Source organism: Inquilinus limosus DSM 16000 (assembly GCF_000423185.1).
Taxonomy (GTDB): Bacteria; Pseudomonadota; Alphaproteobacteria; order DSM-16000; family Inquilinaceae; genus Inquilinus; species Inquilinus limosus.
Genome location: NZ_AUHM01000022.1, coordinates 101,501 through 127,857 on the forward strand (window position 1 = coordinate 101,501; position 26,357 = coordinate 127,857).

Consider the following 26,357-nt stretch of genomic DNA (forward strand, 5'->3'; position numbering starts at 1 on the left):
GATCAGGACCGGGCGGCCAGCAAGCTGTCGGCCGCCGCGCGCGCCTCCGCCGTGATCTTGGCCCCGGACAGCATCCGGGCGATCTCCTCCCGCCGCTCCTCCGGCGACAGCGCCGCCACCTGGGTGACGGCGGCGCCACCGCGCGCAGCCTTGCGCACCTGCCAGTGATGGTCGGCGCGGGCCGCCACCTGCGGGCTGTGGGTCACCACCAGCACCTGCACCTGCTGCCCGAGGCGCTTCAGCCGCTCGCCCACCGCATCGGCCACGGCGCCGCCGATGCCGGCATCGACCTCGTCGAAGACCATCGACGGCAGGGTGCCCGGCGCGCCGCGCCGGTGCAGCAGCACCACCTTGAGCGCCAGCATGAAGCGGGCCAGCTCACCGCCCGAGGCGATCTTGCCGATCGGCCCGGGCGGGCTGCCCGGATTGGCGGCAACCAGGAAGGTGATGCGGTCGAGCCCGGCCGGCCCCCATTCCGATTCCGGCAGCCGCTCGACCTGGGTGACGAAGCGGGCGCGCTCCATCTTCAGCGGCGGCAGCTCCGCCTTCACCCCCGCATCCAGCTTCGCCGCCGCCTTGCGGCGGGCCTCGGACAGCGCCTCGCCGGCCCGGACATAGGCGGCGCGCGTCTCGGCGGCGGCCGCGGCCAGCCGCTGCAGCACCGCGGCCCGGTCCTCGACCAGCGCCAGCCGCTCGGCGAACTGCCGGCGCAGATCGGGCAGCGCGTCGGTCTCCACCCCGTGCTTGCGCGCCAGCGACCGCAGCGCATAGAGCCGGTCCTCGAGCCGTTCCAGCTCACCGGCGTCGAGATCGATGTCGGCGGAGAAGCGCTCGATCGCCGCCGTGGCCTCCGCCGCCTCGTCCAGGGCGCGGCCGAGCTGATCGAGAACCGGGTCGAGCCGGCCGGCGGCGCGGTCGGCGATGCGCTGCAGCGCCCGCTGCGCGGCCACCAGCGCCCGTTCGGCGCCGCGGTCGCCGGACAGCTCGGTCAGGGCGGCGGCGACGCCCTCCATCACCTTCTCGCGATGCTGCAGCAGGGCGCGGCGCTCAGCCAGCTGCGCCTCCTCGCCCGGCTCCGGCGCCAGCGCCTCCATCTCCTCGACCGAATGGCGCAGGAAGCCCTCCTCCGCCTGGGCGCGCTCGGCCTCGGCCAGCGCCTCCTCCTGCCGCCGCAGCGCGCCGCGCCAGGCGTCCCAGGCGGCGGCACAGGCGGCAGCCAGGGCCTCGGCCCCGGCATAGGCGTCCAGCACCTCGCGATGGGTCTTCGGGTCGAGCAGCCCCTGGGTCTCGAACTGGCCGTGCACCTCGACCAGCCCGGCGCCAATCTGGCGCAGCAGGCCGATCGACACCGGCTGGTCGTTGACGAAGGCGCGGCTGCGCCCGTCGGCGCCGACGCTGCGGCGCAGCACCAGCGCGTCGTCGACCGGCAGATCCTGCTCGGCCAGCAGCGCCTTGACCGGGTGGCCGTCGGGCAGCAGGAACTCGGCGCTGACCGTAGCGGCGTCGGCGCCGTGCCGCACCAGCCCGGCGTCGCTGCGGCCGCCGAGGGCGAGGCCGAGCGCGTCGAGCAGGATCGACTTGCCGGCCCCGGTCTCGCCGGTCAGCGCCGACAGGCCTTCGGCGAAGCCGAGCGAGAGCTGTTCGATCAGAACCACATTCCTGATCGAAAGTCCGGCCAGCATGGGATCAGAGGATCGACCCGAGGGTGCGGTCGAAGAAATCCTTGTCGTCGGGCGGCCGGATGCCGGACCCGGTCAGCAGCACATAGGCGTCCTGGTACCAGGGATCGCCCGGATAGTTGTGACCGAGCACCGCCGCGACGTGCCGCGCCTCCTCCTTGAGGCCGAGCGCGACATAGGCCTCGACCAGCCGCTCCAGCGCCTCCGGCACCTGGCTGGTGGTCTGCCAGTTCTTGACCACGTTGCGGAACCGGTTGATCGCCGCGTTGTAGTCGCCACGCTTCAGGTAGAAGCGGCCGATCGACATGTCCTTGCCGGCGAGCTGGTCGTAGGTCAGGTCCAGCTTCAGCTTGGCGTCGCGGGCGTAGTCGCTGTTCGGGAAGCGGGTGATGACGTCGTTCAGCGCGTTCGTCGCCAGCTGGGTGATGCGCTGGTCGCGCTCCACGTCCGAGATCCGGTCGTAGTAGCACAGCGCCTTCAGGTAATAGGCGTAGGCCAGCTCCTCGCTGCCCGGATGCAGGCTGATGAAGCGGTCGAGCGCCACGATCGCGCCATCGTAGTCGCCGCGCTTGTAGCTGGAATAGGCCGACATCAGCTGGGCCTTGGTCGCCCAGCTCGAATAGGGGTGCTGCCGCTCAACCTCGTCGAACCGGGTCGATGCGGTCCGATAATCCGCGTCGTCGAAAGCCTGCTGCGCCTGGGAATAGAGCGCCTCGGGCGGCTGGTCCGCGGCCGGCGTGCTATCGGAGGAGGAGGAACCGCCGCAGGCGGTGAGAAGAACGGCCGGCAGGACGAGCCCGATCCGCGCCATATGGCGAAACTGCAGACGCTTGTTCACTCGATCATCGCCTTCGGTTCTGTCCGGGCCTCTATATACCCACCCCGAATGCGAATGGCGAGACGCCTTCCCGGGGGCGGACGCGCATCGTCCCTCCACGCGAGGCGAAGAGGGACGACGGCGTCAAGCGAAACGGGATCAGGCTGCGTTGGCGGTGGGCATCGCCGCGGCCGGCGCGGGCCGGGCCCAGGGCTCCGCCGCCGCCGGTTCGGCACCGAAGCTGGTGTCGTAGCACCAGGCGGTGTCGTCGGCGAACAGCGCCCGCAGCAGCTGGTTGTTCAGGGCGTGCCCGGCCTTGTAGCCGTGGAAATGGCCGAGGATCGGGGCGCCGGCGAGATACAGGTCGCCGATCGAATCGAGGATCTTGTGGCGCACGAACTCGTCCTCGTAGCGCAGCCCCTCGGCGTTCAGCACCCGGTCGCCATTGACCACGATCGCGTTCTCCAGCGACCCGCCGAGGGCGAGGCCGTGCCGGCGCAGCGCCTCCACCTCCTGGGCGAAGCCGAAGGTGCGGGCGCGGGCGATCTCGGTCTTGAAATTGCCGTTCGACAGCCGGACCAGGCCTTCCTGATGCGCGATCGCGCGGCTCTCGAAGTCGATCTCGAAGCTGAAGGTGGTGCTGGCCGACGGCGTCAGCCGGGCCCAGCGGTCCTCGGCCGTGACCTCGACCGGGCGCAGCACGCGGATGCTGCGGCGCAGCGCCGGCTGGCTGACCAGCCCGGCGCATTCGATCAGGAACACGAAGGGGGCGGCGCTGCCGTCCATGATCGGCACTTCCGGGCCGTTCAGCTCGACCACCGCATTGTCGACGCCGCAGCCGCGCAGCGCCGCCATCAGATGCTCGATGGTGCCGACCGAGACGCCCTGGGCATTGCTGATCAGGGTGCACAGGCGGGTGTCGGTGACCTTGTCCCAGCGGGCGGCGACGGTGCGCCGGCCCTGGGGCACGTCGGTGCGGACGAAGACGATGCCGGTGTTGATCTCACCCGGACGCAGCACCATGGTGACGTCCTGCCCGCTGTGCAGGCCGACGCCGGTGCACTTGATCGCGGTCTTCAGCGTCTTCTGCGTCGCCGCGCCCGATTCCGCCGAGATGTGAGCCACGATGGGTGTCCTTCGATTCGTTTGGATGCACTTCGCCGGGCAAAGTGCTGACAGGATGTCCCTTTCGGGACGCAGGGCACCCTAGACCCCTCGGCGCGCAAGCAAAAATCACACTTTGTTTCGGACTGTTACGTGCAGGTGTTCATGTTCCGACCGCCGCAAAAGAAAGGCCGCCCGCGGGGAGGCGGGCGGCGAAGGAGCAAAGAAATCCCCACCGGCCGCGAGGGGAGCGTGCGGCCGGTGGAAGCGGCGGAGGCGGCCTTCAGTTCGCCTGGCGGCGGAGGAAGGCCGGGATGTCGAGCGCGTCCTCGTCGCTGCGCGGCAGCGGGGCGCGGCCGGCATCGATCGCCAAGCGCTGCTGCGCCACCGGGCGCGGCGCCTCCGGGGCCGCCCCCCGCGGCGGCTCGGCCGCGCGCGGCGCCGGCTCCTGGCGCAGCGTCGGCTCGTGATGCGCCTCGGGCTGCGGCTGCTCCTCCTCGCGCAGCAGGCCGGTCACCCGCCGGAACAGGCCCAGCTTCTTGCGTCCCTCGGCCGGGGCGGCGGCCGGCGCCGCTTCGACCGGACGCTGCGCCGCGGGCTGCGGGGCGGGCATCGGCGCCGGACGCGGCGCCGCGAAGCCCGGGCGCGCGCCGGCCGACATCGCCGGGGCGCGGGCTGCGGCCGACTGCGCCACCGCCTGCTCCTGCGCCTCGGCCGCCGCCGACTCGGCCTGGTCCTCGGCCGCCGGGGCGTAGTCCGGCTCCGGCGCCGCCTCGACCGGGGTGGCCGCCGCCGGAGCCTGAGGCTCGACCGGGGCCGGGGCGACCGGCTTCGGCGCCGGGGCGAAGCGCTGCTGCGTCACCGCCGCGGGACGGACCGGCATCGCCGGCTGCGGCGCCGGCGCGGCGGCCGGCTGCGGCCGGGCGCGGTCGCCCGAGGGCAGCGTGGTGGTGCTGTAGGTCTGCGGCCGCGCCGCCTGGTTGACCTGCATGTCGATGCCTGTGGCGACGACCGACACGCGCACCCGGCCCTCCATGCTCTCGTCGAAGGTCGAGCCGAAGATGATGTTGGCGTCGGGGTCGACCTCGTCGCGGATGCGGTTGGTCGCCTCGTCGACCTCGTACAGGGTCATGTCGAGGCCGCCCGTGATGTTGATCAGGACGCCCTTGGCCCCCTTCATCGAGATGTCGTCGAGCAGCGGGTTCGAGATCGCGGCCTCGGCGGCGCTGATCGAGCGGCGCTCGCCCTCGGCCTCGCCGGTGCCCATCATCGCCTTGCCCATCTCGGCCATCACCGTGCGGATGTCGGCGAAGTCGAGATTGATCAGGCCCGGCTGCACCATCAGGTCAGTGACGCCGCGGACGCCGGAATGCAGCACCTCGTCCGCCATGCGGAAGGCGTCCGCGAAGGTCGTCTTCTCGTTGGCGATGCGGAACAGGTTCTGGTTCGGGATGATGATCAGGGTGTCGACATACTGCTGCAGCTCCTGCAGCCCCTGCTCGGCCATGCGCATGCGGTGCGCGCCCTCGAAGTGGAAGGGCTTGGTCACCACGCCGACGGTCAGGATGCCCTGCTCGCGCGCCGCCCGGGCGATCACCGGGGCCGCGCCGGTGCCGGTGCCGCCGCCCATGCCAGCGGTGATGAACACCATGTGCGCGCCTTCGAGATGGGCGACGATCTGGTCCATGGCCTCCTCGGCCGAGGCCCGGCCGATATCGGGCCGCGACCCGGCGCCGAGGCCCTGGGTCAGCCCGGCGCCGAGCTGGATCCGCTTCTGCGCCGCGGAGCCGGCCAGCGCCTGCGCGTCGGTGTTGGCCACCACGAACTCGACCCCGGCCAGGTTGGCGCGGATCATGTTGTTCACGGCGTTGCCGCCGGCGCCGCCCACGCCCACCACAGTGATCCGCGGCTGCAGGCTGACATCGCCCTGCGGGATGCTCAGATTGATCATATCGGTGCTCCCCTACTGTCCCCTATTCACCCTTCGACCGCTTCCATCCGTCCGATCCGTGCTCCCGGCATCGCCCCGGATGGGCCAGACGTGCCGGGTTTATTGGTCTCTGCTCAGAGGTTGTCACGGAACCACCCCCCGATCCGGCTGAAGAAGCCGCCGCCCGAGGCGCCGCTCTCCTCCAGCCCCGGGCCCGAGCCGACCAGGTCGGCAGGCCCCGAAATGGCGTAGGCCAGGAGGCCCGTCGCCGTCGAAAAGCTCGGCCCCGCCGTCGCCTCGGCCAGGCCGTCGAGGCCCAGCGGGCGGCCCATGCGGACCTGCTTGTCGAGAACCAGCTGCGCCAGCTCGCGCGCGCCCTGCAGCTGCGAGGCGCCGCCGGTCAGCACCACGCGGCGGCCGAAGGCCTTGTCGAAGCCGCTGGCCTCGAGCCGCGAGCGCACCAGCTCGAAGATCTCCTCCATCCGCGGCTGGATGATGCCGGTCAGCAGGCTCTTCGGCACGTGGGTCGGCTGGCTGTCCTCCTCCTCGCCGACCTGCGGCACGTCGATCACCTCGCGGTCGTCGGCGACCGAGGGCAGGGCCGAGCCGTAGAGCGTCTTCATCCGCTCGGCATGCACCACAGGCGTGGTCAGGCCGCGGGCGATGTCGTTGGTGACATGGGCGCCGCCGACCGGCAGGCAGTCGGCGAAGACCATCCGGCCCTCGATGAACACGGCCAGCGAGGTGGTGCCGCCGCCCATGTCGATCACGGTGCAGCCCAGCTCGCGCTCGTCCGGCACCAGGCAGGCCAGGCCCGAGGCATAGGGCGAGAGCACGATGCTCTCGACCTCGAGATGGGCCCGGTTGACGCAGCTCGACAGGTTGCGCACGGCGCCGGTGTTGGCGGTGATCAGATGCAGGTCGATCGACAGCTGGTCGCCGACCATGCCGCGCGGGTCGCGCACGCCGCGCACCTCGTCGAGGCCGTAGCTGATCGGCACGGCATGGATGACCTCGGCGTCGGTGGCGACGCTGCCGTTGAAGGCGCGGGCGGCGCGGCGCAGGTCGTTGTCGTTCACCTCGCGGCCGCCGACCGGCACCTGCAGCGACAGGCTCTGCGACGCCGGATGGCCGCCGGAGAGGTTGACGATCACCTCGTTGACGGTCTCGCCGGCCATCTGCTCGGCCGCCTGGACCGCCAGGGCGATGGTCTTCTCCGCCGCGTCGAGCTCGACGATCGCGCCGGCGCGGACGCCGCGGCTGGCCTGGTGGCCGATGCCGATGACCTGGGCCCGGCCCTCCTCGGCCACGCGCGCGATGAAGCACACGACCTTGGTCGTGCCGAGGTCCACCGCGGCGACGATCGAACCCCGGGCGCGGGTGCGGGGGCGGCGCATCGCATTAAATCCCATGAGAGCCATCCGCGCCGCCCATCACGTCTTGTCCTTCGACGGCGTGCGCTGCGCCGCCGCCGCGGGGGTGAGCTGGATCACCATCCGGTCGCCCAGGCGCAGATCGACCGCCACGATGTCGCGGTCCAGCACCGATTCCCTGCGCTGCGCCTCGTCCAGCCGGGCCAGCGCCGGGGCGACGTCGCCATCCGGCAGCTTCACGGTGACGTGGTTGTCGAGCACGAGGTCCCAGCGCCGGCCGCCGACCCGCATCGCCGAGCGGATCCGGCGGGCGATGTCCGGCGTCTTCGACAGGGCGTCGATCAGCGGCGCCGCGGTCTGGGCCGCGTCGGCGCCGACCACCATCGGCAGGTCCGGATAGTCGGCCACCGACGGCACCGGCAGGACATGGCCCTCGCGGTCGATCAGGCTGAACTTCTGGTTGTTCTGCCACAGCGCCAGCGGCACCCGCTCCTCGATCCGCACGAAGATCGTGTCCGGCAGCCGCCGCTCGACGCTGGCCGAGCGGATCCAGGGAATCTCCAGCAGCTTGGCCTGGGCCGCGTCCGGATCGAGGTCGAAGATCGGGTCGCCGCGGCCGACGCCGAGCGCCGCCATGATCGCGCCGCCATCGACCGAGCGCCGGCCCTCGACCAGCACCTCCTGCACCGAGAAGCCGGCCGCTGCCGTCAGCCCCATCACCGCGCCGTGGATGCCCCGTCCGGCCGCGGTCAGCGTGCCGCTGGTCCACAGCGCGGCCAGGAGGCCGAACACGGCGATGCCGCCCAGCGCCATGCCGCCCAGGCGCAGCGCCGCCGCCTGGCGCCGCGCCATCGGCTTGCGGCGGACCGAGGTGCCGCCGCTGCCGCGCCGGCGCGCGGCGTCGGGTTCGGCGCTCAGCGGCCGCATGCGGCGTCCTCCAGCAGCCATTCGCAGAGGTCGGCGAAGTCGACGCCGACGTATCTGGCCTGTTCCGGCACCAGCGAGATCGGGGTGAAGCCCGGCTGGGTGTTGATCTCGAGGAAGTACAGCCCCTCGGTCCCCGGCCGGGAATCGTCCCAGCGGAAATCGGTGCGGCTGATGCCGCGGCAGCCCAGGGTGCGGTGCGCCAGCAGCGCCAGGCGCATGGCCTCGGCGAAGACGGCGTCCGGCACCCGCGCCGGCAGGGTGTGGACGGCGTGGCCTTCGGTGTACTTCGCCTCGTAGTCGAAGAAGGCGTGGCTGTGGGTGACTTCGGTCACGGTCAAGGCGCGATCGCCCATCACGCCCACGGTCAGCTCGCGGCCGGGGATGTACTCCTCGACCAGCGCGTCGCCGAAATGCCAGGAGCCGAGATCGATCGGCGGGGCGTTGTCGTTGGCGCGGACGATGCGGACGCCGACGCTCGACCCCTCCTCCGCCGGCTTCACCACATAGGGCGGCTCCAGCAGGTGGCGCTCGGCCACCTGCTGCGGCGGCGCCACGGCGCCGCGGACGGTGCGGACGCCGGCGGATGCCAGCACCAGCTTGGTCAGCGGCTTGGACATGGCGATCGCCGAGGCCCGCACGCCGGAATGGGTATAGGGCAGGCCCAGCATGTCGAGCACGCCCTGAACCGTGCCGTCCTCGCCGCCCTTGCCGTGCAGCGCGTTGAACACCACGTCCGGAGCCGGCCGCAGGGCGCGCAGCAGCGCGTCGAGGTCGCGGCCGACATCGATCAGCTGGACCCGGTGGCCGCGGTCGCGCAGCGCCATGGCGACGGCCTTGCCGGACACGAGGCTGACCTCGCGCTCCGCCGACCAGCCGCCGTAGAGGACCGCGACGGACCTAGCCTGCATCTCTCGCCCCCCTTACGTCCTGCGTCGCCTTGCGGCGAGTCGAATGAGGGCGCGGGTCGCGAAGAGCGTATCGGGCCATACGGTCGAGCGGCCCGCGCCCGCAGGCGGCCGCCGCAAGGCGACCCTTCGGGCCGGTTGAACCTGCCGACCGGGGGCGTCGAACGGCTTGCGCGATGTCCCACATCGCGCTGCGCCGCTCTCCTGCCCAGTCGGCAGGTTGAACCGGCGCAGGACGCAAGGGGGGCGAGAGATGCAGGCTAATCATCGGCCCGCCCCCGCCGCCTTCTTGGCGCGCAGCGCGTCGAGCTCGGTGGGCAGGGCGTTGGCCCAGGCGGTGATGTTGCCGGCGCCGAGGCAGACCACGAAGTCGCCCGGCTGCGCCAGGTCGTAGACGAGCTGCGGCAGCGCCTCGGGCCCCGGCAGCGGGATCACCCGGCGGTGGCCGCTGTCGCGCAGGCCTTCGACCAGGGCCGAGCGGGTGGCGCCCTCGATCGGCGCCTCGCCGGCCGCGTAGACATCCGCGACCACGACGATGTCGGCGTCGTTGAAGCAGGTGCAGAATTCCTGGAACAGGCTGGCCAAGCGGCTGTAGCGGTGCGGCTGCACCACCGCGATCACCTTGTGCTTCTGGGCCGCGGCCCGGGCCGCCTTGAGCACCGCCGCAATCTCCACCGGGTGGTGGCCGTAATCGTCGATCACCATCACGCCGCCCGACTCGCCGGTCTTGGTGAACCGGCGCTTCACACCGCTGAAGCGCGCAAGCGTTTCGATGATCTGCCCGTCGTCCATTCCCATCTCATGGGCCACGGCGATAGCGGCCAATGCATTCTGGATATTGTGTTGCCCGAGCATTGGCAACACAATATCGCGGATCATTCGGCTTTTTCCGGACTGCCGGTCCTGGAGCACGGCGGTGAAGCGCGAGCCGCGCGATTCGATCGAAAAATCGATCGCGCGGACGTCGGCCTGCGGGCTGAATCCGTAGGTCACGATACGCCGGTCGGTGACCCGCGAGATCAGCGCCTGCACCTCCGGATGGTCGATGCAGAGCACGGCGAATCCGTAGAACGGCGTGTTGGTGACGAACTGCTCGAACGCCGCCTTCACCGAGTCGAAATCGCCGTAGAAGTCGAGATGCTCCGGATCGATGTTGGTGACGACGACGATGGTCGCCGGCAGCCGGGTGAAGGTGCCGTCGCTCTCATCCGCCTCGACCACCATCCAGTCGCCCTGGCCGAGCCGGGCGTTGGTGCCGTAGGCGTTGATGATGCCGCCGTTGATGATGGTCGGGTCCATGCCGGCGCCGTCGATCATCGCCGCCACCAGGCTGGTGGTGGTGGTCTTGCCGTGGGTGCCGCCGATCGCGATCGACCATTTCAGCCGCATCAGCTCGGCCAGCATCTCGGCCCGGCGCACCACCGGGATCAGGGCGGCGCGGGCGGCCTTGACCTCCGGGTTGTCGCTCTTCACCGCCGAGGAGATCACGACCACCGCGGCGTCGCCGAGATGGGCCGCGGCATGGCCGATCTTGACGTCGATGCCGGCCTTGCGCAGCCGCTGGACGTTGGCGTTCTCGGCCATGTCGGTGCCCTGCACCGAATAGCCGAGATTGTGCAGGATCTCGGCGATCCCGCTCATGCCGATGCCGCCGATGCCCACGAAGTGGATCGTCCCAATGTCGAGCGGCATCTGCCTCATCGGCGGTACTCCTAACTTACGCTCCAGTTGCGACCTGCGCGCGGGCGCTTGCCTCCTGCCCTGCGAGGGAGAGGACGAGATCGGCGAGTCGGTCGGCGGCATCCGGATGGGCAGCGGCGCGCGCGGCGCCGGCGGCCTCCACCAGGACGGAGGGGCGGGTGTACAGGTGTTCGAGGCGCGATGCCAGCACTTCCGGAGTGAGATCCGACTGCGGCATCAGCCACCCTCCGCCCGACGCCGCGATCGCCCTGGCATTGGCGGTCTGGTGGTCGTCCATGGCGAAGGGATAGGGCACCAGGATGGCCGGGCGGCCGATGATCGCCAGCTCCGCCGCGGTCGAGGCGCCGGACCGGCAGATCACCAGCTGGGCGGCGGCCAGCCGCTCCGGCACGTCGTCGAAGAAGGTCGACAGCGTGGCGTCGGCGCCGATGGCGGCGTAGCGGCCGCGGCAGGCCTCGATGTCCTCCGGCCGGCACTGCTGCACGATCGACAGCCGGGCCCGCAGCGACCCCGGCAGCGCCGCCACCGCGGCCGGGATCAGCTCGCTGAACACCCGGGCGCCCTGGCTGCCGCCGAGCACCAGCAGGGTCAGCCTTCCGTCTTCCGTCGGCGCCGGGTACGGCGCGCCGGCCTTGGCGGCGATGGCCGGGCGCACCGGGTTGCCGGTGACCTCGACTCGCCGGTTTGCCTGGCCTGCCGCGCCCTGCAGCGGGAAGCCCGTGGCGATGACGGCGGCGCGGCCGGCGAGCCAGCGGTTGACCCGGCCCAGCAGGGCGTTCTGCTCGTGCAGCAGCACCGGGATGCCGGCATGGGCGGCGGCCAGCACGGTCGGCGCCGAGGGGTAGCCGCCGAAGCCGACGACGACGGCGGGCCGGTGCCGGCGCAGCACGCCACGGGCGTCGAGATAGCCGAGGCCGAGCAGCGACGCGGTCTTCACCTTGCCGAGCAGCCCCGGCGCGACGGTGGCGGAGCGGACGGCGTCGACCGGCACCTCGGGCAGCCGGTCGCCGAAGGCGCGGCCCCGCGGGTCGGTCGCCAGGCGCACCGCATGGCCGCGGGCGATCAGCGTCCGGGCCAGCGCCTCCGCCGGGAAGACGTGGCCCCCGGTGCCGCCGGCAGCCAGAAGGATGGGGCGGAAATCATTCACCGCAGCCCTCCCCCTCCGGCATGCCGCCGGGTCAGCGCCAGCACCATGCCCATGCCGTAGCCGAGCGCGATCAGGGAGGAGCCGCCATAGCTGACGAAGGGCAGGGTCATGCCCTTGGTCGGGATCAGATGCAGGGTCGAGGCCATGTTGATCGCCGCCTGCAGCCCGAACTGGGTGACGAGGCCGACCACCGCCAGCATGATGAACAGGTTGGTCTCGTTCATCACCCGCGACAGGCCGCGGACCAGGATGAACGCGAACAGCGCCACCAGCAGCAGGCAGAAGAACAGGCCGAACTCCTCGCCGCCGACGGCGAAGATGAAGTCGGCATGGGCGTCCGGCAGGTACAGCTTGACCGTGCCCTCGCCCGGGCCGGTGCCGAACAGGCCGCCATTGGTGAAGGCCTCGATCGCGCGGTCGACCTGATAGTTGTCGCCGGTCGAGGGGTCGAGGAAGCGGTCGATGCGGCTGCGCACGTGCTCGAACAGGAAGTAGGAGCCGACAAGGCCGCCCGCGCCCAAGCCGATCAGCGCGATCACCAGGATCATCGGCAGCCCGGCGATGAAGAACTGGATGAACCAGACCGCGGTGACCACCACGGTCATGCCGAGATCCGGCTGCGACAGCAGCAGGAAGACGATCAGGCCGTACAGCACGGTCGAGGCGACGTAGCCGGGGAAGCCCGGCCGGGTCTTCTGCTGCGCGAACAGCCAGGCGGCGACCACGGCGAAGGCCGGCTTGACGAATTCCGAGGGCTGCACCGACATGCCGGGCAGTTGGATCCAGCGAGTCGCACCCTTGATCTCGACGCCGACGAACAGCGTGGCGAAGACGCCGAGCAGCGACAGCATGAAGACGATCGCCGCCGTGCGGCGGATCGCCGGCGGGCTCAGCAGCGACACCAGGAACATCAGCACGATGGCCGGCAGCAGCATCATCAGATGCCGCTCGATGAAGTGGAACTCGCCGAGATTGATGCGCTGCGCCACGGCCGGGCTGGCGGCCAGGATCAGGATCGCGCCGATGCCCATGATGATGCCGAGCAGCAGCAGCATCCAGCGGTCGACCGTCCACCACCAGCGGCCGATGACCGAGCTGTCGGCGCGATCCAGGGTCACCATCTAGAGCTCCCCCCTCTCCACCCGGACCTGCAGCCCCTTGACCGAGGCGGCGAAGGCCTCGCCGCGCGCCTCGAAATTGGCGAACTGGTCGAAGGAGGCGCAGGCCGGCGACAGCAGCACCACCGCGCCGGCGATGCCGTCGGCCTTCGCGGCGCGATAGGCGGCCTCGATCGCGGCATCGAGATCGGTGCAGCGCTGATACGGCACCCGGCCCTCGAGATGGGCGGCGAATTTCGGCGCGCCCTCGCCGATCAGGAAGGCTTGGCGCACCCGTGGCAGATAAGGGTCGACCGCCTCCAGCCCGCCTTCCTTCGGCCGGCCGCCGGCGATCCAGTAGATCGTGTCGTAGGAGCCGAGCGCCTTGGCCGCCGCGTCCGGGTTGGTGCCCTTGCTGTCGTTGACGAAGCGGATGCCGGCGATGGTGCCGACCAGCTGCTGGCGGTGGGCCAGACCCGGGAAGGTGCGGATCGCCGCTTCCAGGATATCGGCAGGCACCCCGGCCGCCCGCGCGGCGGCCCAGACGCAGGCGGCGTTCTGGCCGTTGTGGGCGCCCGGCAGCGCCGGCGCCTGGCGCAGGTCGAGCACGGGGCGGGCCGCACCGTCGATCGCGTCGTGCAGCACGAAGTCGCGGACGAAGACGCCGCCCTCGACCGCGCGCTCGGCCGAGATCGGGATCGCCTTGATCTCCGGCCGCGCCCTGGTCTTCTCGAACACCGCCCGGGAATAGTCGTCGTCGACCCCGATCACCGCCGTGCCGCCCGGGCGGATGCCGTCGAGCAGCCGCGTCTTGGCGGCGACGTAGCCGGCCATGTCCGGATAGCGGTCGAGATGGTCGGGCGTGATGTTGATGAAGATGCCGATCGACCAGGGCACCTCGGTGATCGTCTCGAGCTGGTAGGACGAGACCTCGAGCACGTACCAGCCCCCCGGCCCGACCGGGCGCAGCCCCAGCGCCGCGGGCCCGAGATTGCCGCCGGCCTCAGAGTCGAAGCCGGCCGCCTGGAACACGTGCTGCAGCAGCGCCGTGGTGGTCGACTTGCCGTTGGTGCCGGTGACGCCGAGGAAGCCGGCCCCCGGCAGTGCCTCGGCCAGCAGGTCGATGTCGCCGACCAGCCGGCTTCCGGCCTCCAGCGCCCGCGCCACCGCCGCATGCGGCTGCGGATGGGTGCGCGGGATGCCGGGGCTGAGCATCACCAGGTCGATGCCGGCCATGCCCTCGGCGGCGAAGTCGCGCACCGGCACGCCCTCGCGCTCGGCGAAGGAGCGGCCGGCGACCTTGTCGTCCCAGGCCGCGACCTCGACCCCGGCCGCCTTCAGCGCCCGGATCGCGGCGGTGCCGGACTTGCCGAGGCCGAGGACGGCGACGCTGCGGCCCTTGAGATGCGAGAGGTCGATCATCGGATCACCTCAGCTTCAGGCTCGAGAGCCCGATCAGGGCCAGGATCACGGCGATGATCCAGAAGCGGATCACGATGGTCGGCTCGGCCCAGCCCTTCTTCTCGTAATGGTGGTGCAGCGGCGCCATGCGGAACACCCGCCGGCCCGTCATCTTGAAGCTGGCGACCTGCACCATCACCGACACCGCCTCGAGCACGAACAGGCCGCCGATGATCGCCAGCACGATCTCGTGCTTGGTGATCATGGCGATGGCGCCGAGTGCCCCGCCCATCGACAGCGAGCCGGTGTCGCCCATGAACACCATGGCCGGAGGCGCGTTGAACCAGAGGAAGCCGAGCGCGCCGCCGATCAGCGCGCCGCAGAACACCGCCAGCTCGCCGGCGCCCGGGGCGTGGTGGATCTGCAGGTAGCTGGCGAAGACGGCGTTGCCGGCGAGATAGGCGATCAGGCCGAAGCAGCCGGCGGCGATGATCACCGGCATGGTGGCGAGGCCGTCGAGCCCGTCGGTCAGGTTGACCGCGTTCGAGGCGCCGACCATGACCAGCATGGCGAAGGGGAAGAACAGGACGCCGAGCTCGACCATCACATCCTTGAGGAAGGGGATGGCGACCGCGGTCTCGCGCACCTCCGGCGTCACCTGCAGGTACCAGAACACGGCGACCAGCGCGATCGCCCCCTGCACCAACAGCTTCAGCTTGCCCGACAGGCCCTTGGGGTTGCGCTTGGTCAGCTTCAGATAGTCGTCGCCGAAGCCGACCAGGCCGAAGCCGACGGTGACCAGCAGGGTGATCCAGACGAAGGCGTTGCGCAGATCGGCCCAGAGCAGGGTCGAGATGCAGATCGCGATCAGGATCATCAGCCCGCCCATGGTCGGCGTGCCGCGCTTCTTGAAATGACCCTCCGGCCCGTCCTCGCGGATCGGCTGCCCCGCCCCCTGCCGTGCCCTCAACGACCGGATCAGCCAGGGACCGATGACGAAGGCGATGACCAGAGCCGTCATCACCGCCGCCCCGGTCCGGAAGGTCAGGTACCGGAACAGGTTGAAGATGAGGGCCTGGTCGGCGAGCGGGGCAAAGAGGGCCGGAAGCACCGGGAACTGTTCCTTTTCAGATGCCGTTGGCGACGCGTTTCGGCGACGGCTGGGTGTGGGGGGCCCGGTTCTCGCGCGCCACGTGGAGATTTTCCAGTGCCTCGACGATCACGGCCATGCGGCTGCCCAGAGAGCCTTTGACCATGACGCAGTCGCCCGGCCGCACCGCCTCGGCCAGGACCGGCGCCAGGGCGGCGCTGTCGGCCGCATGGGCTCCGCGCCGGCCTTCCGGCAGGGCGTCGTAGAGCTGCTTCATGTCGGTGCCGCAGGTGAAGACCAAGTCGATGTCGTGGGCCAGCACATGCTGCTTCAGCGCCGCGTGCAGGGCCGGCGAATCGGGGCCGAGCTCCAGCATGTCGCCGAGCACGGCGATGCGGCGCCCGTCCGGGCCGCTGTCGACCCCGCCCAGCACCTCGAGACTGGCGGCGACCGAGACCGGGCTGGCGTTGTAGCTCTCGTCGATCAGCAGCAGCTTGCCGGCCTGGCCGCCGCGATGCAGCTCGACCGTGATCCGGGCGCCGCGGCCGCGCAGCGGCGTGATCCGGCCCATGGCGCGGGCGGCGCCGGCGATGTTCGCGCCCAGCGCCTTGGCCGCCAGCAGCACCGACAGGCTGTTCAGCACCCAGTGCCGGCCCGGGGCCGACAGGGTGTAGCGCACCGGCTCGCCCAGGATCACGGCGTTGACCGCGCTAGCCGCGGTGTGCAGCGAGCAGTCGAGCAGCCGGGCATCGGCCTCGGGATGCTCGCCGAAGCTCCAGATCCGGCCGACGCCCTGGGTCCGGGCATGGGCGACAAGCCGCGGGAAGAACGGGTTGTCGCGGTTCAGGATCGCCGTGCTCTCCGGCCCCATGCCGCGGAAGATCTCGGCCTTGGCGTCGGCGATCCCCTCGACCGAATGGAAATGCGCCGCGTGCACCGCCTCGACATTGGTGATGATGGCGACGTCCGGCTCGACCAGCCGCGACAGCGGCGCGATCTCGCCGGCATGGTTCATGCCCAGCTCGAACACGCCGTAGGCGACCTGCTCCGGCATCCGCGACAGGCTGAGCGGCGCGCCCCACTGGTTGTTCAGGTTGCCCTGCGAGGCATAGGCCGGCGCGGTGACCGACAGCGCCAGCTTCAGCGCCTCCTTGGTGCTGGTCTTGCCGACCGAGCCGGTGACGCCGACGACCCGCGCTTCGCTGCGCATGCGGGCGAAGCGCGCCAAATCGGTCAGCCCGTCCATGGTGTCTTCGACCACCAGCAGCGGCGCGTCGTGCGGCACGCCCTGCGGCACCCGGTCGACCATGACCGCCGCGGCGCCCCTGGCCAGGGCGTCCTTGACGTAGTCGTGGCCGTCGAATTTCGGCCCGCGCAGCGCCACGAACAGGTCGCCGGGAACGACCGAGCGGCTGTCGATCGAGACGCCGGTCGCCGCCCACTCCCCGACCTGCATCCCGTTGGTTGCGGCAGCCGCCTCCGCGGCCGGCCAGAGGGCAGGTGTGGTCATGGCGTCGGTCTCCATCGCGGGTCGCTCTTCACATCGGTCACGGCCTGGCGCGCCTGCTCCGCATCGTCGAAGGGACGCACTTCACCGCCGATAATCTGGCCGGTCTCATGGCCCTTTCCGGCCACGACCAGGACATCTCCGGGGCCCAACCCCTCGACCGCGGCGCGGATGGCCTCGGCCCGGTCGCCGATCTCGGCGGCGCCGGGGCAGCCGGCCAGCACCTGGCGGCGAATCTCGGCCGGGTCCTCGCTGCGCGGGTTGTCGTCGGTGACGATCACGCGGTCGGCCAGGCGCGCCGCGATCTCGCCCATCAGCGGGCGCTTGGCGCGGTCGCGGTCGCCGCCGCAGCCGAACACGACGACGAGGGCGCCGCTTGTGTGCGGGCGCAGCGCGTTCAGCACCGTCTCCAGCGCCCCCGGCTTGTGCGAATAGTCGACATAGACCGGGGCGCCGTTCGGATGGCTGGCCACCAGCTCGACCCGGCCCGGAATGCCCTTGAGCCGCTCCAGCAGCCCGGCCGCGGTGTCGAGGTCGGCGCCGTCGGCCACCGCCAGCGCCAGGGCGGTCAGCACGTTGTAGGCCTGGAAACCGCCGACCAGCGGCAGCTCCGCCCGGTACGACCGGCCGCCGGCGGTGAAATGCAGGTCGATGCCGTGCGGCAGCGGCTCGGCCCGATCGAGGCGATAGTCCTGCCCAGCGCGGCCCAGCGTCACCACAGCGCGGCCGGCGGCCCGGGCGCGGTCGATCAGGCCCGCCGCCTCCGGCACGTCGGCGTTGAGCACGGCGGTGCCGCCGGGCTGCAGCACCTCGTCGAACAGCCGCGCCTTGGCCGCCAGATAGGCTTCCATCGTGGCGTGGTAGTCGAGATGGTCCTGGGTGAAGTTGGTGAAGGCGGCCAGCGTCACCCGCACCCCGTCCAGCCGGAACTGGTCGAGCCCGTGCGACGACGCCTCTATCGCCAGCTTGGTTACCCCGGCCGCGGCGAGGTCGGCCAGCTCGGCGTGCAGGGCCACCGGGTCGGGCGTGGTCAGCGAGCCGTAGCGCTCACGCCCCGGCGCCATCACCCCGAGCGTGCCCAGGCTGGCGGCCTGGTGGCCCAGCAGGGTCCAGAGCTGGCGCGCGAAGTTGACCGTCGAGGTCTTGCCGCTGGTGCCGGTGACGGCGGCGATGGTGGCCGGCTGCAGGCGGTAGAATTCGGCCGCCATCAGCGCCAGGCGGCGCCGCGGATTCGGGTCGGTGATCAGCGTCGCGGTCGCGCCCGGCGGCAGCGTCGTGCCCTCCGGCGCCAGGATCGCCGCGGCGCCGGCGGTCAGCGCATCGGCGATGAAGGCGCGGCCGTCGGCGCGCGCGCCCGGCAGCGCCGCGAACAGGAAGCCGGGCCGGACCGCGCGGGAATCGGCGGTCAGGCCCTTCAGGCCGGCAGGAAGAAGCGAGGTTTCAGAAAGGCCCGACATGGCTCATTCTTCCTCGATCGATGCCTGCTGCTGGGCGCTGCCGGCGGCGGGCCCCACGGGCAGCGCCAGCTGCTGCTGGACCGCAGGATCGTTCGGGTCCTTCGGCTCGACCCCCATCATCGGCCCCATTCGGGCGATGATCTGGCCGCCCAGCGGCGCCGCGTTCCAGCCGGCGGTGTTGTAGCCGTAGGTGCCTGGGATCGCCTGGGCGTCCTCCAGCATGGTCATGACGATATATTTCGGATCGTAGGCGGGAAAGATGCCGACGAAGTCGGTCACGCCGGCCTTGCGGTTGTAGCCGCCGCGCACCGCCTTGTTGGCCGAGCCGGTCTTGGCGCCGACGAAGTAGCCGGGCACATCCGCCTTGGTCGCGGTGCCGCTGACGACCACGACGCGCATCAGCGCCCGCATGATCCGCGACAGTTCGGGCGACAGCACCCGCTTTCCCGGAACCGGCTGGGACGGGTCGCGCTTGAACAGGGTCGGCGGATGAAGGATGCCGCCATTGACCACGGCGGCGACCGCGGTGATGAGCTGGACCGGGGTGACCGCCATGCCGTGGCCGTAGGAGATGGTCATGCCGCTGACCTGGCTCCAGGGCTGCGGCACCATCGGCGAGCCGACCTCCGGCAGCTCGAGCGGCGAGGGCTTCGTCAGCCCCAGCCGGGCCAGGAACTCCTTCTGCCGTTCCAGCCCCGCCGCCTCGAACATGTGCACCGAGCCGGTGTTCATCGACTGGCGGAAGATCTCGTAGACGCTCCAGCGCCCGGACTGCGGCTCGGCCCGGAAGTTGCGGATGGTGAAGCGGCCGACCCGGATCGGGCTCTGATCATAGGTGGTCTGGAGGGTCGACGTGCCGCTTTCCAGCGCCATCGCGGTGTTAAAGATCTTGAAGGTGGAGCCCATCTCGTACACGCCGAGCGTGTTCCGGTTGAACAGGGCGTCCTGGGAGGCCGCGGTCGGGTCGTAGGGGTTGAAGTCCGGCAGCGAGACCATGGACAGGATCTCGCCGGTCTTCACGTCCATGATCACGACGTTGCCGGCCGTCGCCTTGAACTTGGTGATCGCCGCCTGCAGCTCGTTCCGCACCATCTCCTGCAGCCGCAGGTCGATCGACAGCGCCACCGACTCGCCGTTTTGCAGCCGGTCGTCCAGGCTCTTCTCCAGCCCGGCGATGCCCTGGGCATCGATATTGGTGAAGCCGACCGCATGCGAGGTCAGGTTGCCGGCCGGGTAGTAGCGCCGCTCCTCGTTCTGGAAGGCGAGGCCGGGGATGCCGAGTCGGTTGATCTCGTATTGCTGCGTCGGGGTCAGGCCGCGCTTCAGCCAGACGAAGCGGCGGTCCGACGACAGGTCGGCCATCAGCTTGGCCTGGTCGAGCTCGGGCAGCACCTTGCTCAGGCGCAGCGAGGCCTCGATCGGGTCCAGCACCAGCTTCGGGTCGGCGTAGAGCGACACCGAGGGCAGCGTCGTCGCCAGGATCAGCCCGTTGCGGTCGCGCAGATCCGCCCGGTCGGCGACCGGCGCCGCGGCGGATACGGCACGGGTGGCGAGGGCATCGGCGTCGTTGCCGAAGGCCATCAGGTCGATCAGCCTGAGGCCGATGCCGGCGAAGGCGAGGCTGAACACGAGCGCGGTGATGACGACGCGCTGGCGGCCCGTCTCGATGGCCGCGGAAAGCCGTTGAGCCGGCCGAAGGGCCGGCTCGGTCTGCCGCGTTACGGTCGGGAAGCCATCCAGCGCGTCGGCCGTCATCGAATTCCCCGTGGAGCCTCGAGACCGGCGAGCAGCGCGCCGATCGGATCATCCGACGCGGCCGCCCGGGTGGGGGTCAGGGCCTGGGCCACCGCCTCCAGCGGTGCGGCCGGGCGGCGGGGCGCCACCACCGGCCGGATCGGGACGTCGGCCGCGGCGACGCGGGCGGCGGGCGGAGCGGCCGGCGCCGGCTGGGCGGCCGCGGCTTGCGGCCCCTCGCTGCCGGCATGCGGCGCGGCCGGGGCGACCGCGGGTGCCGGCCGGACCTCGACGGCGGCCACCTGCACCGAGGCGGCGGGCGCGGCCGGCTGGGACGGAGCAGCGGCCGGCTGGGACGAGGCGGCTTGGGTCTGGACGGGCATCGGCTCGGCCGCGGCAAGAAGGACTCCGCCCTCGCCGGGCTTGCGGCCCGGCACGGGCACGGGCCCGAAGCTGGGCAGCGCATCGACCTGGGCGACCAGCGACGCCGACGGCGCCGTCGGCTCGCCGTCGAGCGACGGCAGCGGCATCGGGAGCTCCGCCGCGCTGGCGATCATCTGCGGGGGCGCGATCGGGCGCAGCTTCGTAAACTGGTCCGTCAGCGCCTGCAAGCGCGACGGCTGGTTCAGGAACGCCCATTCGGCATGCATCACCCGGATCGAATCCTGCTCCCGCAGGATCGACCGGTTGAGGCCGCGCAGCTCACCCTCCAGCGACTGGACCTCGTAGCTGGTCTTGAACAGAAACGCGCTCGACGCCCCGATGAGGCCGAGCCAGATCATCGTGCCGACGCGGATCATGCTGCCACTCTCCCCCTATTCCCGGACGGCCAGGCCGGAGCATCGCTCCGGATCGCCGCCCGCAGCCGCGCCGACCGGGCGCGCGGGTTGCTGCGGATCTCCGCCTCGCCCGGCGTGACCGAACGCTTGGCCGCCAGGCGGAAGCTCGGGGCCCGGGTCTCGCCGCCGGGCGCCGCGACATGGCGCGACACGCCGCCGCCGGCGCCGCTGCGCTCCGCCAGGAAGCGCTTGACGCGGCGATCCTCCAGGCTGTGGAAAGTGACCACGGCGAGCCGTCCCCCGGGCCGTAGCAGGCGTTCGGCCCCGCTCAAGCCGTGGTCGAGTTCGGTCAGTTCGTCATTCACCCACAGGCGCAGTGCCTGGAAGGTGCGCGTCGCCGGATCGATGCCGTCCTTCGACCGCGGCACCACCCGGCGCACGATCTCGGCCAGCTGCAGCGTCCGCTCGATCCGCGCCTCCTTGCGGGCGGCGACGATGGCGCGGGCGACGCGGCGCGACAGCCGCTCCTCGCCATACTCGAAGATCACGTCGGCCAGCTCGGCCTCGGGCATGGCGTTGACGATGTCGGCCGCGGTCGGCCCCTCCCGCCCCATGCGCATGTCGAGCGGACCGTCGGCGCGGAAGGAGAAGCCGCGCGACGGGTCGTCGAGCTGCGGCGACGACACGCCGAGATCCAGCACCACCCCGTCCGCCTGCTCGCCGACCAGCGTGTCCATGGCGCCGAAGCGGCCCTCGACGATGCGGAACCGGCCCGGCTGCTCGGCCTCCAGGCGGCGCCCCTCCGCCACCGCCTCGGGGTCGCGGTCGATGCCGACCACCCGGCAGTCGGCCGCGGCCAGCAGGCCGCGGGCATAGCCGCCGCGGCCGAAGGTGCCGTCGACGATCAGGTCGCCGTCGCGCGGCGCCACCGCGGCCACGACCTCGTTCAGCAGCACCGGGATGTGGGCGCCGTTCATGCCGCGCCTCCATTGGCGCCGGCGCGGGCCAGCGTCAGCTCGCGCGAGGCCGCCAGTCGGGCCTGCTGATGCGCCTTCAGCGCCTCCGGCTCCCAGATCTGGAAGCGGCTGCCCATGCCCATGAAGGCGACGCTTTCGGTGATGCCGGCCATTTCGATCATGTGCCGCGGCAGGATGATCCGCCCCTCCGGATCCATCTGCAGCTGCTGCGTCTCGGAGAACTCGCGGATTTCCAGCGCCTCGCGCTCCGGCGAGTACAGGTCCATCGCGTCGAGCCGGCGCTGGACCTCGTCCATGTAGGCCTCGGTCACCCCGTCCAGGGCCTGGCGATCGGGGGTGGGCTTCACGTTCACCACCGGAGCGCCCAGCGCCTCCAAGGTCGCGCGGAAGGGAGCGGGCACGCTGACCCGCCCCTTCTTGTCGACCTTGTTGACGTAGGTGCCCGTGAACCGAGCCATCCATCCCCCCGGCGGCGCGTCCGCCGCCTCAACACCCCCGTCGCCCGTACCCCGAACGGGGCGATCGATCCCATTCCGATGGGAGTTCATGGGATATCATGGGCAGCGATGGAACGCAATGGGACGGACCGGTCAAATCATGGGAAATCAATGGATTTTCTGTGGCCCGTGGCTTTTCTGCCGATTTGCCGAGACTTTCGGGGCGAGTCCGGAACAAAAGCGAAGATGGAGCGCTTCTTTCGACTCGAATCTCGGGAGCGTTTTTCTTTTGTTCTCTCCACACAGCAGAAGAAAGCGTCCCGGATCGCTGTCCGGCCGCGGCTCTGGCGCTGGATTGGGAGATGATGGGAAAAGGCGGCAGATGGCCTGTAAGCCGGGTTCTGTCCCCGGCCCCGTATCCTCTCGGACGGCGGGTCGGGGGATGGCCATTCCTCTGGGACGACGGTCGCCCGTCGCCTCGCGCGACCAACCCGGGCGGCAGGCGGAAACGCCTGTCGGCCCATGGTTTCCCATGGGCCGGCCCGCCCCTATTCGGTCTTGCTCCCGGTGGGGTTTGCCGTGCCGCGACCGTTACCGGCCGCGCGGTGCGCTCTTACCGCACCCTTTCACCCTTACCCGGCCGGAGCCGGGCGGTTTGCTTTCTGTGGCACTGTCCCTGGGGTTGCCCCCGCCGGGCGTTACCCGGCACCGTGTTTCCGTGGAGCCCGGACTTTCCTCCCCGCCGGGCCCAAGCCCGGCAGAGCGGCCATCCGGCCATCTGCTGCCCATTGTATAGGAACGCGACGGCCGGACCGCAAGGCGGCCCATGCCGTCCCATGACGAATCCGTGACAGGCGATCAGCCGGCCGTTCGGGTCAGATCCGACAGCTTCTCGCGCTGCCGGCCCTCGGCGTCGAAATTCGCCGGGTCGAGCCAGCGCTCGAAGGCGGCGCGCAGCCGCGGCCATTCGCCGTCGATGATCGAGAACCAGGCGGTGTCGCGGTTGCGGCCCTTGTAGACCACGGCCTGGCGGAACAGCCCTTCGTACCGGAAGCCGAGCCGGACGGCCGCGGCGCGCGAGGCCGCGTTCAGGCTGTCGCATTTCCATTCGTAGCGGCGGTAGCCGAGCTCGTCGAACACCCGGCGCATCATCAGGAACATCGCCTCGGTCGCCATCGGCGTGCGCTGCAGCAGCGGCGAGAAATGGATGTGCCCGACCTCGATCACCCCATTCGCCGGGTCGATGCGGAGATAGGAGGCGACGCCGACCGCCCGGCCGGTGGCGCGGTCGATCACAGTATGGAACAGCGGGTCGCTGCCCGCCGCCATCTTCTCCAGCCAGGCGCGGAAGCTCTCGAAATCGACAAATGGGCCGACGGAGAGATAGGTCCAGTTGCGGCCGTCCGCGTCCCGGCCCATCGCCTCGAACAGATCCTCGGCGTGGCGGGCGGGGTCGAGCGGCACGACCCGGCAGGTGCGGCCCTCCATCGGCGTGCGCGGCGGCAGCGGCCGCGGCCCCCAGTTGGGAACCGGGGCGCCGATCGGCTGGCCCAGGGCGTTGGTGATGTCGGCCATGGTCGGTCTCCGCGTCACTCGCCGGCTTCGGCGGGGGCCGGGGCACCCCGGACATTGGCGCGCAGGATCTCGTCGAAGCGGGCACCGCCGGCATAGGGGTCGGTCGTGGCGCCGGGAGCAATCCCCGGCGGCAGCAGCGGGCAGGGCTGCGGCGCGCCGATGGTCTCGGCGATCGGGATCACCCCGGCCCAGATGCCGGCGGCGAGGTCCTCCTCGTCGTCATGCGGCGGGCCGCTGCGGATCTTGACGCTGGCCTCCTCGATCGGCATGGCGATCACGGTGGTCGCCCGCACCTCCTTGTCGGTCGGCCGCCGCATCTCCGCCACCCGGCCGGGGAACAGCCGCTCGACATAGGCGTCGAGCGCCTCGCGCTTGTGCGCCTCGTCCTCGACCTTCGAGGCGGTGCCGAACACCATCACCGAGCGGTAGTTCATCGAGCAGTTGAAGCCGGAGCGGGCCAGCACCAGCCCGTCGATATGGGTCGCGGTCAGGCAGACCGACAGGCCGCCGCCCTGCCCCTGCAGCATCCGGCTGACCGAGGAGCCGTGCCAGTACAGCACGTCGCCTTCGCGCCAATAGGCGGTCGGGGTGCAGTAGGGCTGGCCGTCGAGGACATAGGCGATGTGGCAGACCACGCCGGCGTCGAGCACGGCATGGACCGTGGCGCGGTCATAGGCGCCGCGCTTGGCCAGGCGCTTCAGCTTGGCGCGGGCGGAGGGGACGAACTCGGTCATGGCAGCCCTCGAAACGGCATTGGCCTTCCCGATGCCGCTTTCCGGGCCGGCTGGAAAGGTCCAATTCCGCGCGGCCGGGCCGACCAATCCCTACCGGAACCCGCGCAGCACCGCCCCGAGCGTCCGGGCGGCGGCGTCGAGGGCCTGGGGCGGGAAGCCGGTGAAGCCGAGGATCAGCGCCTGGCGCGGCGGCGCGGCGATGTGCATCGGCGACAGCGGCCGCACCACCAGCCCACGCCGGCGCGCCGCCTCCGCCACCGCGACGTCGTCCAGCCCCGACCGCAGATCGGCGACGATGTACATGCCGCGGTCGATCGGCGCGACGGTCAGGTGTTCGCCCACCTCCGCCGCCAGGGCCGCGATCAGCCGCTCGCGCCGCTCGCCGTATTCCTGGCGCATGCGGCGGATGTGGCGGGTGAAATGGCCCTCGTTGATGAAATCGACCAGCACGTCGTCGAGGATGGTGGACGGGAAGCGGTCGGCGGCGTTGCGGATCGCGGCGAAGCGGTCGACCAGGCCCGGCGGCAGCACCACGTAGCCGGTGCGCAGCCCCGGGAACAGCACCTTGCTGAGGGTGCCGATGTAGACGACCCGGCCGTGCCGGTCGAGCCCCTGCAGGGCCGAGAGCGGCCGGCCGGAGAAGCGGAACTCGCTGTCGTAGTCGTCCTCGATCACCCAGCGCCCGTCGCGCGCCCAGTCGAGCAGCGCCAGCCGCCGCGGCAGGCTCATCGCCACGCCCAGCGGGTAGTGGTGCGTCGGGGTGCAGTAGACGAGCCGCGCCCCGGGCTCCAGCGCCAGACCGGCGGCGACGTCCAGCCCTTGCGCGTCGACCGGCACCGGGGTGATCCGCAGCCGGTGCTGGCGCAGGCAGGCGAGCGCCGCCGGATAGCACGGATCCTCGATCCAGGCCGGGTCGCCGGCCTCGGCCACGCTGCGCAGCACCAGGTCCAGCCCCTGCTGGCTGCCGGAGACGATGGCGATGCGGTCGGCGTCGCAGTCCACCGAGCGGGCGACGCGGAGATATTCGGCCAGGGCCTCGCGCAGCGGCCGGTGGCCCATCGGGTCGCCATAGGCGCGCTGGCGGATGCCGATGCCGCGCAGATGGCGCTGCACCAGCCGGCCCCAGGCGCGCTCGGTGGCCGGGTGCATGCCGCAGAATCCCGCGGCGAAGGGCACGGTTTCACTGCGCCAAGTGGTCGCCGCGGTCCGGGCGGGACTCTCGGCCGGCGCGGCCGGCTGTTCCTCCGCCTCGATCCCGGCGGCGACATAGGTGCCGGCGCCGACCCGGCCGGCGACCACGCCTTCGGCCTGTAGCTGGTCGTAGGCCGCGACCACGGTGGTGCGCGACACGCCGAGCCGGTCCGCCAGGATCCGGGTCGCCGGCAGCCGCGTGCCGGCCGGCACCACCCGGCGGGCGATCAGGTCGCGCAGCGCCAGATGCAGCTGCTGGAACAGTGGGCGGCAATCGTCCGGATCCAGCCCGATCTCGATCAGGTCGATCCAGGAGACCGGGCGGTCCCTGACCGGCTGCCGGCCCGCCATCGGACGTCAGCCCTGGCGCAGCCGCGCCACCAGATCCGGCAGGGAGGCGATCTGGAAGCCCTTCTCCGCCGCCTCGGCGACGAGGTCGCCGGCGTCGCGGCGCCCGGCCAGCGCCTCGCCGGCGGCCCAGAGCAGGGTGGAGCGGGTGCCGCTGCGGCAATGCATCACCACCGGCTTCGGCGCCGCGGCCAGGGCCTGCTGCATCGCCTCGACATCGCCCGGCGCGATGGCGGAGGAGACCACCGGGATGTGGATATAGGTCAGGCCCAGACGCTCGGCCTCGGCCCGCGCCTGCTCGGCCGGCAGCTGGCCCGGCTCCTCGCCGTCCGGCCGGTTGTTGATCAGCGTCTTCGCGCCCGAGGCCGCGATCTCCGCGATCGCGGCGCGGTCCACCTGCGCCGCGGCGTACAGGTCCGGGGCGATCTCCGTCAGCTTGGCCATGGC

General features: G+C 71.5%; 22 protein-coding genes and 1 other RNA gene. All 23 read right to left on the bottom strand.

Annotated features, from left to right (window positions below):
• Positions 1–2: 2 nt before the first annotated feature.
• The 23 genes from recN to G537_RS0119775 all read right to left on the bottom strand — a co-directional run bounded on the left by recN (position 3) and on the right by G537_RS0119775 (position 26,354).
• Complete coding sequence (gene recN, locus G537_RS0119670; RefSeq protein ID WP_026871585.1) at positions 3–1,682, bottom strand: DNA repair protein RecN; 1,680 nt, start codon at positions 1,680–1,682, stop codon at positions 3–5.
• Positions 1,683–1,686: 4 nt separating this feature from the next.
• Positions 1,687–2,517, bottom strand: coding sequence for an outer membrane protein assembly factor BamD (locus G537_RS0119675; RefSeq protein ID WP_245579054.1), 831 nt, complete (start codon positions 2,515–2,517; stop codon positions 1,687–1,689).
• 138 nt (positions 2,518–2,655) lie between these two features.
• Entirely contained in the window at positions 2,656–3,621 is a 966-nt protein-coding gene (gene lpxC, locus G537_RS38810) for a UDP-3-O-acyl-N-acetylglucosamine deacetylase (protein WP_064742174.1), read from the bottom strand.
• Positions 3,622–3,883: 262 nt separating this feature from the next.
• Positions 3,884–5,551 carry a cell division protein FtsZ gene (gene ftsZ, locus G537_RS0119685; protein WP_026871587.1) on the bottom strand — a complete coding sequence of 556 codons (1,668 nt, stop codon included), beginning with the start codon at positions 5,549–5,551 and terminating at the stop codon, positions 3,884–3,886.
• Between the two features lie 113 nt (positions 5,552–5,664).
• Complete coding sequence (ftsA, locus tag G537_RS0119690) at positions 5,665–6,927, bottom strand: cell division protein FtsA (protein WP_034852286.1); 1,263 nt, start codon at positions 6,925–6,927, stop codon at positions 5,665–5,667.
• A 36-nt stretch (positions 6,928–6,963) separates the two neighbouring features.
• The gene (locus tag G537_RS38815) at positions 6,964–7,830 is read right to left on the bottom strand and encodes a cell division protein FtsQ/DivIB (protein WP_051248666.1); all 867 of its coding nucleotides are present in this window, start codon (positions 7,828–7,830) and stop codon (positions 6,964–6,966) included.
• Entirely contained in the window at positions 7,818–8,738 is a 921-nt protein-coding gene (locus G537_RS0119700; RefSeq protein ID WP_026871589.1) for a D-alanine--D-alanine ligase, read from the bottom strand. Before G537_RS0119700 ends, G537_RS38815 begins: the two co-directional genes overlap by 13 nt.
• Before the next feature lie 261 nt (positions 8,739–8,999).
• Positions 9,000–10,436: a UDP-N-acetylmuramate--L-alanine ligase gene (gene murC / locus G537_RS0119705; RefSeq protein ID WP_026871590.1), complete on the bottom strand. Its 1,437-nt coding sequence runs from the start codon at positions 10,434–10,436 to the stop codon at positions 9,000–9,002.
• Positions 10,437–10,452: 16 nt separating this feature from the next.
• Complete coding sequence (gene murG, locus G537_RS0119710) at positions 10,453–11,583, bottom strand: undecaprenyldiphospho-muramoylpentapeptide beta-N-acetylglucosaminyltransferase (RefSeq protein ID WP_026871591.1); 1,131 nt, start codon at positions 11,581–11,583, stop codon at positions 10,453–10,455.
• Positions 11,580–12,704, bottom strand: coding sequence for an FtsW/RodA/SpoVE family cell cycle protein (locus G537_RS0119715; RefSeq protein ID WP_026871592.1), 1,125 nt, complete (start codon positions 12,702–12,704; stop codon positions 11,580–11,582). The genes murG and G537_RS0119715 overlap by 4 nt, the downstream gene beginning before the upstream one ends.
• Positions 12,705–14,102 (bottom strand): UDP-N-acetylmuramoyl-L-alanine--D-glutamate ligase, encoded by a 1,398-nt coding sequence (gene murD, locus G537_RS0119720; protein ID WP_026871593.1) that lies wholly within the window; start codon positions 14,100–14,102, stop codon positions 12,705–12,707.
• 4 nt (positions 14,103–14,106) lie between these two features.
• Positions 14,107–15,192 (bottom strand): phospho-N-acetylmuramoyl-pentapeptide-transferase, encoded by a 1,086-nt coding sequence (gene mraY / locus G537_RS0119725; RefSeq protein WP_026871594.1) that lies wholly within the window; start codon positions 15,190–15,192, stop codon positions 14,107–14,109.
• A 16-nt stretch (positions 15,193–15,208) separates the two neighbouring features.
• On the bottom strand, positions 15,209–16,681 hold the full coding sequence (locus tag G537_RS0119730; RefSeq protein ID WP_026871595.1) for a UDP-N-acetylmuramoylalanyl-D-glutamyl-2,6-diaminopimelate--D-alanyl-D-alanine ligase: 1,473 nt from the start codon (positions 16,679–16,681) through the stop codon (positions 15,209–15,211).
• Positions 16,678–18,135, bottom strand: coding sequence for a UDP-N-acetylmuramoyl-L-alanyl-D-glutamate--2,6-diaminopimelate ligase (locus G537_RS43770; protein ID WP_051248668.1), 1,458 nt, complete (start codon positions 18,133–18,135; stop codon positions 16,678–16,680). The genes G537_RS0119730 and G537_RS43770 overlap by 4 nt, the downstream gene beginning before the upstream one ends.
• A gap of 3 nt (positions 18,136–18,138) precedes the next feature.
• The gene (locus G537_RS43775; RefSeq protein ID WP_064742175.1) at positions 18,139–19,890 is read right to left on the bottom strand and encodes a peptidoglycan D,D-transpeptidase FtsI family protein; all 1,752 of its coding nucleotides are present in this window, start codon (positions 19,888–19,890) and stop codon (positions 18,139–18,141) included.
• Positions 19,887–20,669, bottom strand: a complete 783-nt coding sequence (gene ftsL / locus G537_RS42180; RefSeq protein ID WP_051248669.1) for a cell division protein FtsL — start codon at positions 20,667–20,669, stop codon at positions 19,887–19,889. Before ftsL ends, G537_RS43775 begins: the two co-directional genes overlap by 4 nt.
• The gene (gene rsmH / locus G537_RS0119750; RefSeq protein WP_026871597.1) at positions 20,666–21,625 is read right to left on the bottom strand and encodes a 16S rRNA (cytosine(1402)-N(4))-methyltransferase RsmH; all 960 of its coding nucleotides are present in this window, start codon (positions 21,623–21,625) and stop codon (positions 20,666–20,668) included. The genes ftsL and rsmH overlap by 4 nt, the downstream gene beginning before the upstream one ends.
• Positions 21,622–22,083 (bottom strand): division/cell wall cluster transcriptional repressor MraZ, encoded by a 462-nt coding sequence (locus G537_RS0119755; protein ID WP_026871598.1) that lies wholly within the window; start codon positions 22,081–22,083, stop codon positions 21,622–21,624. The genes rsmH and G537_RS0119755 overlap by 4 nt, the downstream gene beginning before the upstream one ends.
• 353 nt (positions 22,084–22,436) lie before the next feature.
• An RNA gene (gene rnpB / locus G537_RS42185) (RNase P RNA component class A) lies at positions 22,437–22,844 on the bottom strand.
• 76 nt (positions 22,845–22,920) lie between these two features.
• Positions 22,921–23,637: a GNAT family N-acetyltransferase gene (locus G537_RS0119760; RefSeq protein ID WP_026871599.1), complete on the bottom strand. Its 717-nt coding sequence runs from the start codon at positions 23,635–23,637 to the stop codon at positions 22,921–22,923.
• 14 nt (positions 23,638–23,651) lie between these two features.
• Entirely contained in the window at positions 23,652–24,371 is a 720-nt protein-coding gene (locus G537_RS38830; RefSeq protein WP_034852289.1) for a pyridoxamine 5'-phosphate oxidase family protein, read from the bottom strand.
• A 90-nt stretch (positions 24,372–24,461) separates the two neighbouring features.
• Positions 24,462–25,913, bottom strand: coding sequence for a MocR-like pyridoxine biosynthesis transcription factor PdxR (gene pdxR / locus G537_RS0119770; protein ID WP_051248671.1), 1,452 nt, complete (start codon positions 25,911–25,913; stop codon positions 24,462–24,464).
• Between the two features lie 6 nt (positions 25,914–25,919).
• Positions 25,920–26,354, bottom strand: a complete 435-nt coding sequence (locus tag G537_RS0119775) for a protein tyrosine phosphatase family protein (RefSeq protein WP_034852291.1) — start codon at positions 26,352–26,354, stop codon at positions 25,920–25,922.
• Between the last annotated feature and the right edge of the window lie 3 nt (positions 26,355–26,357).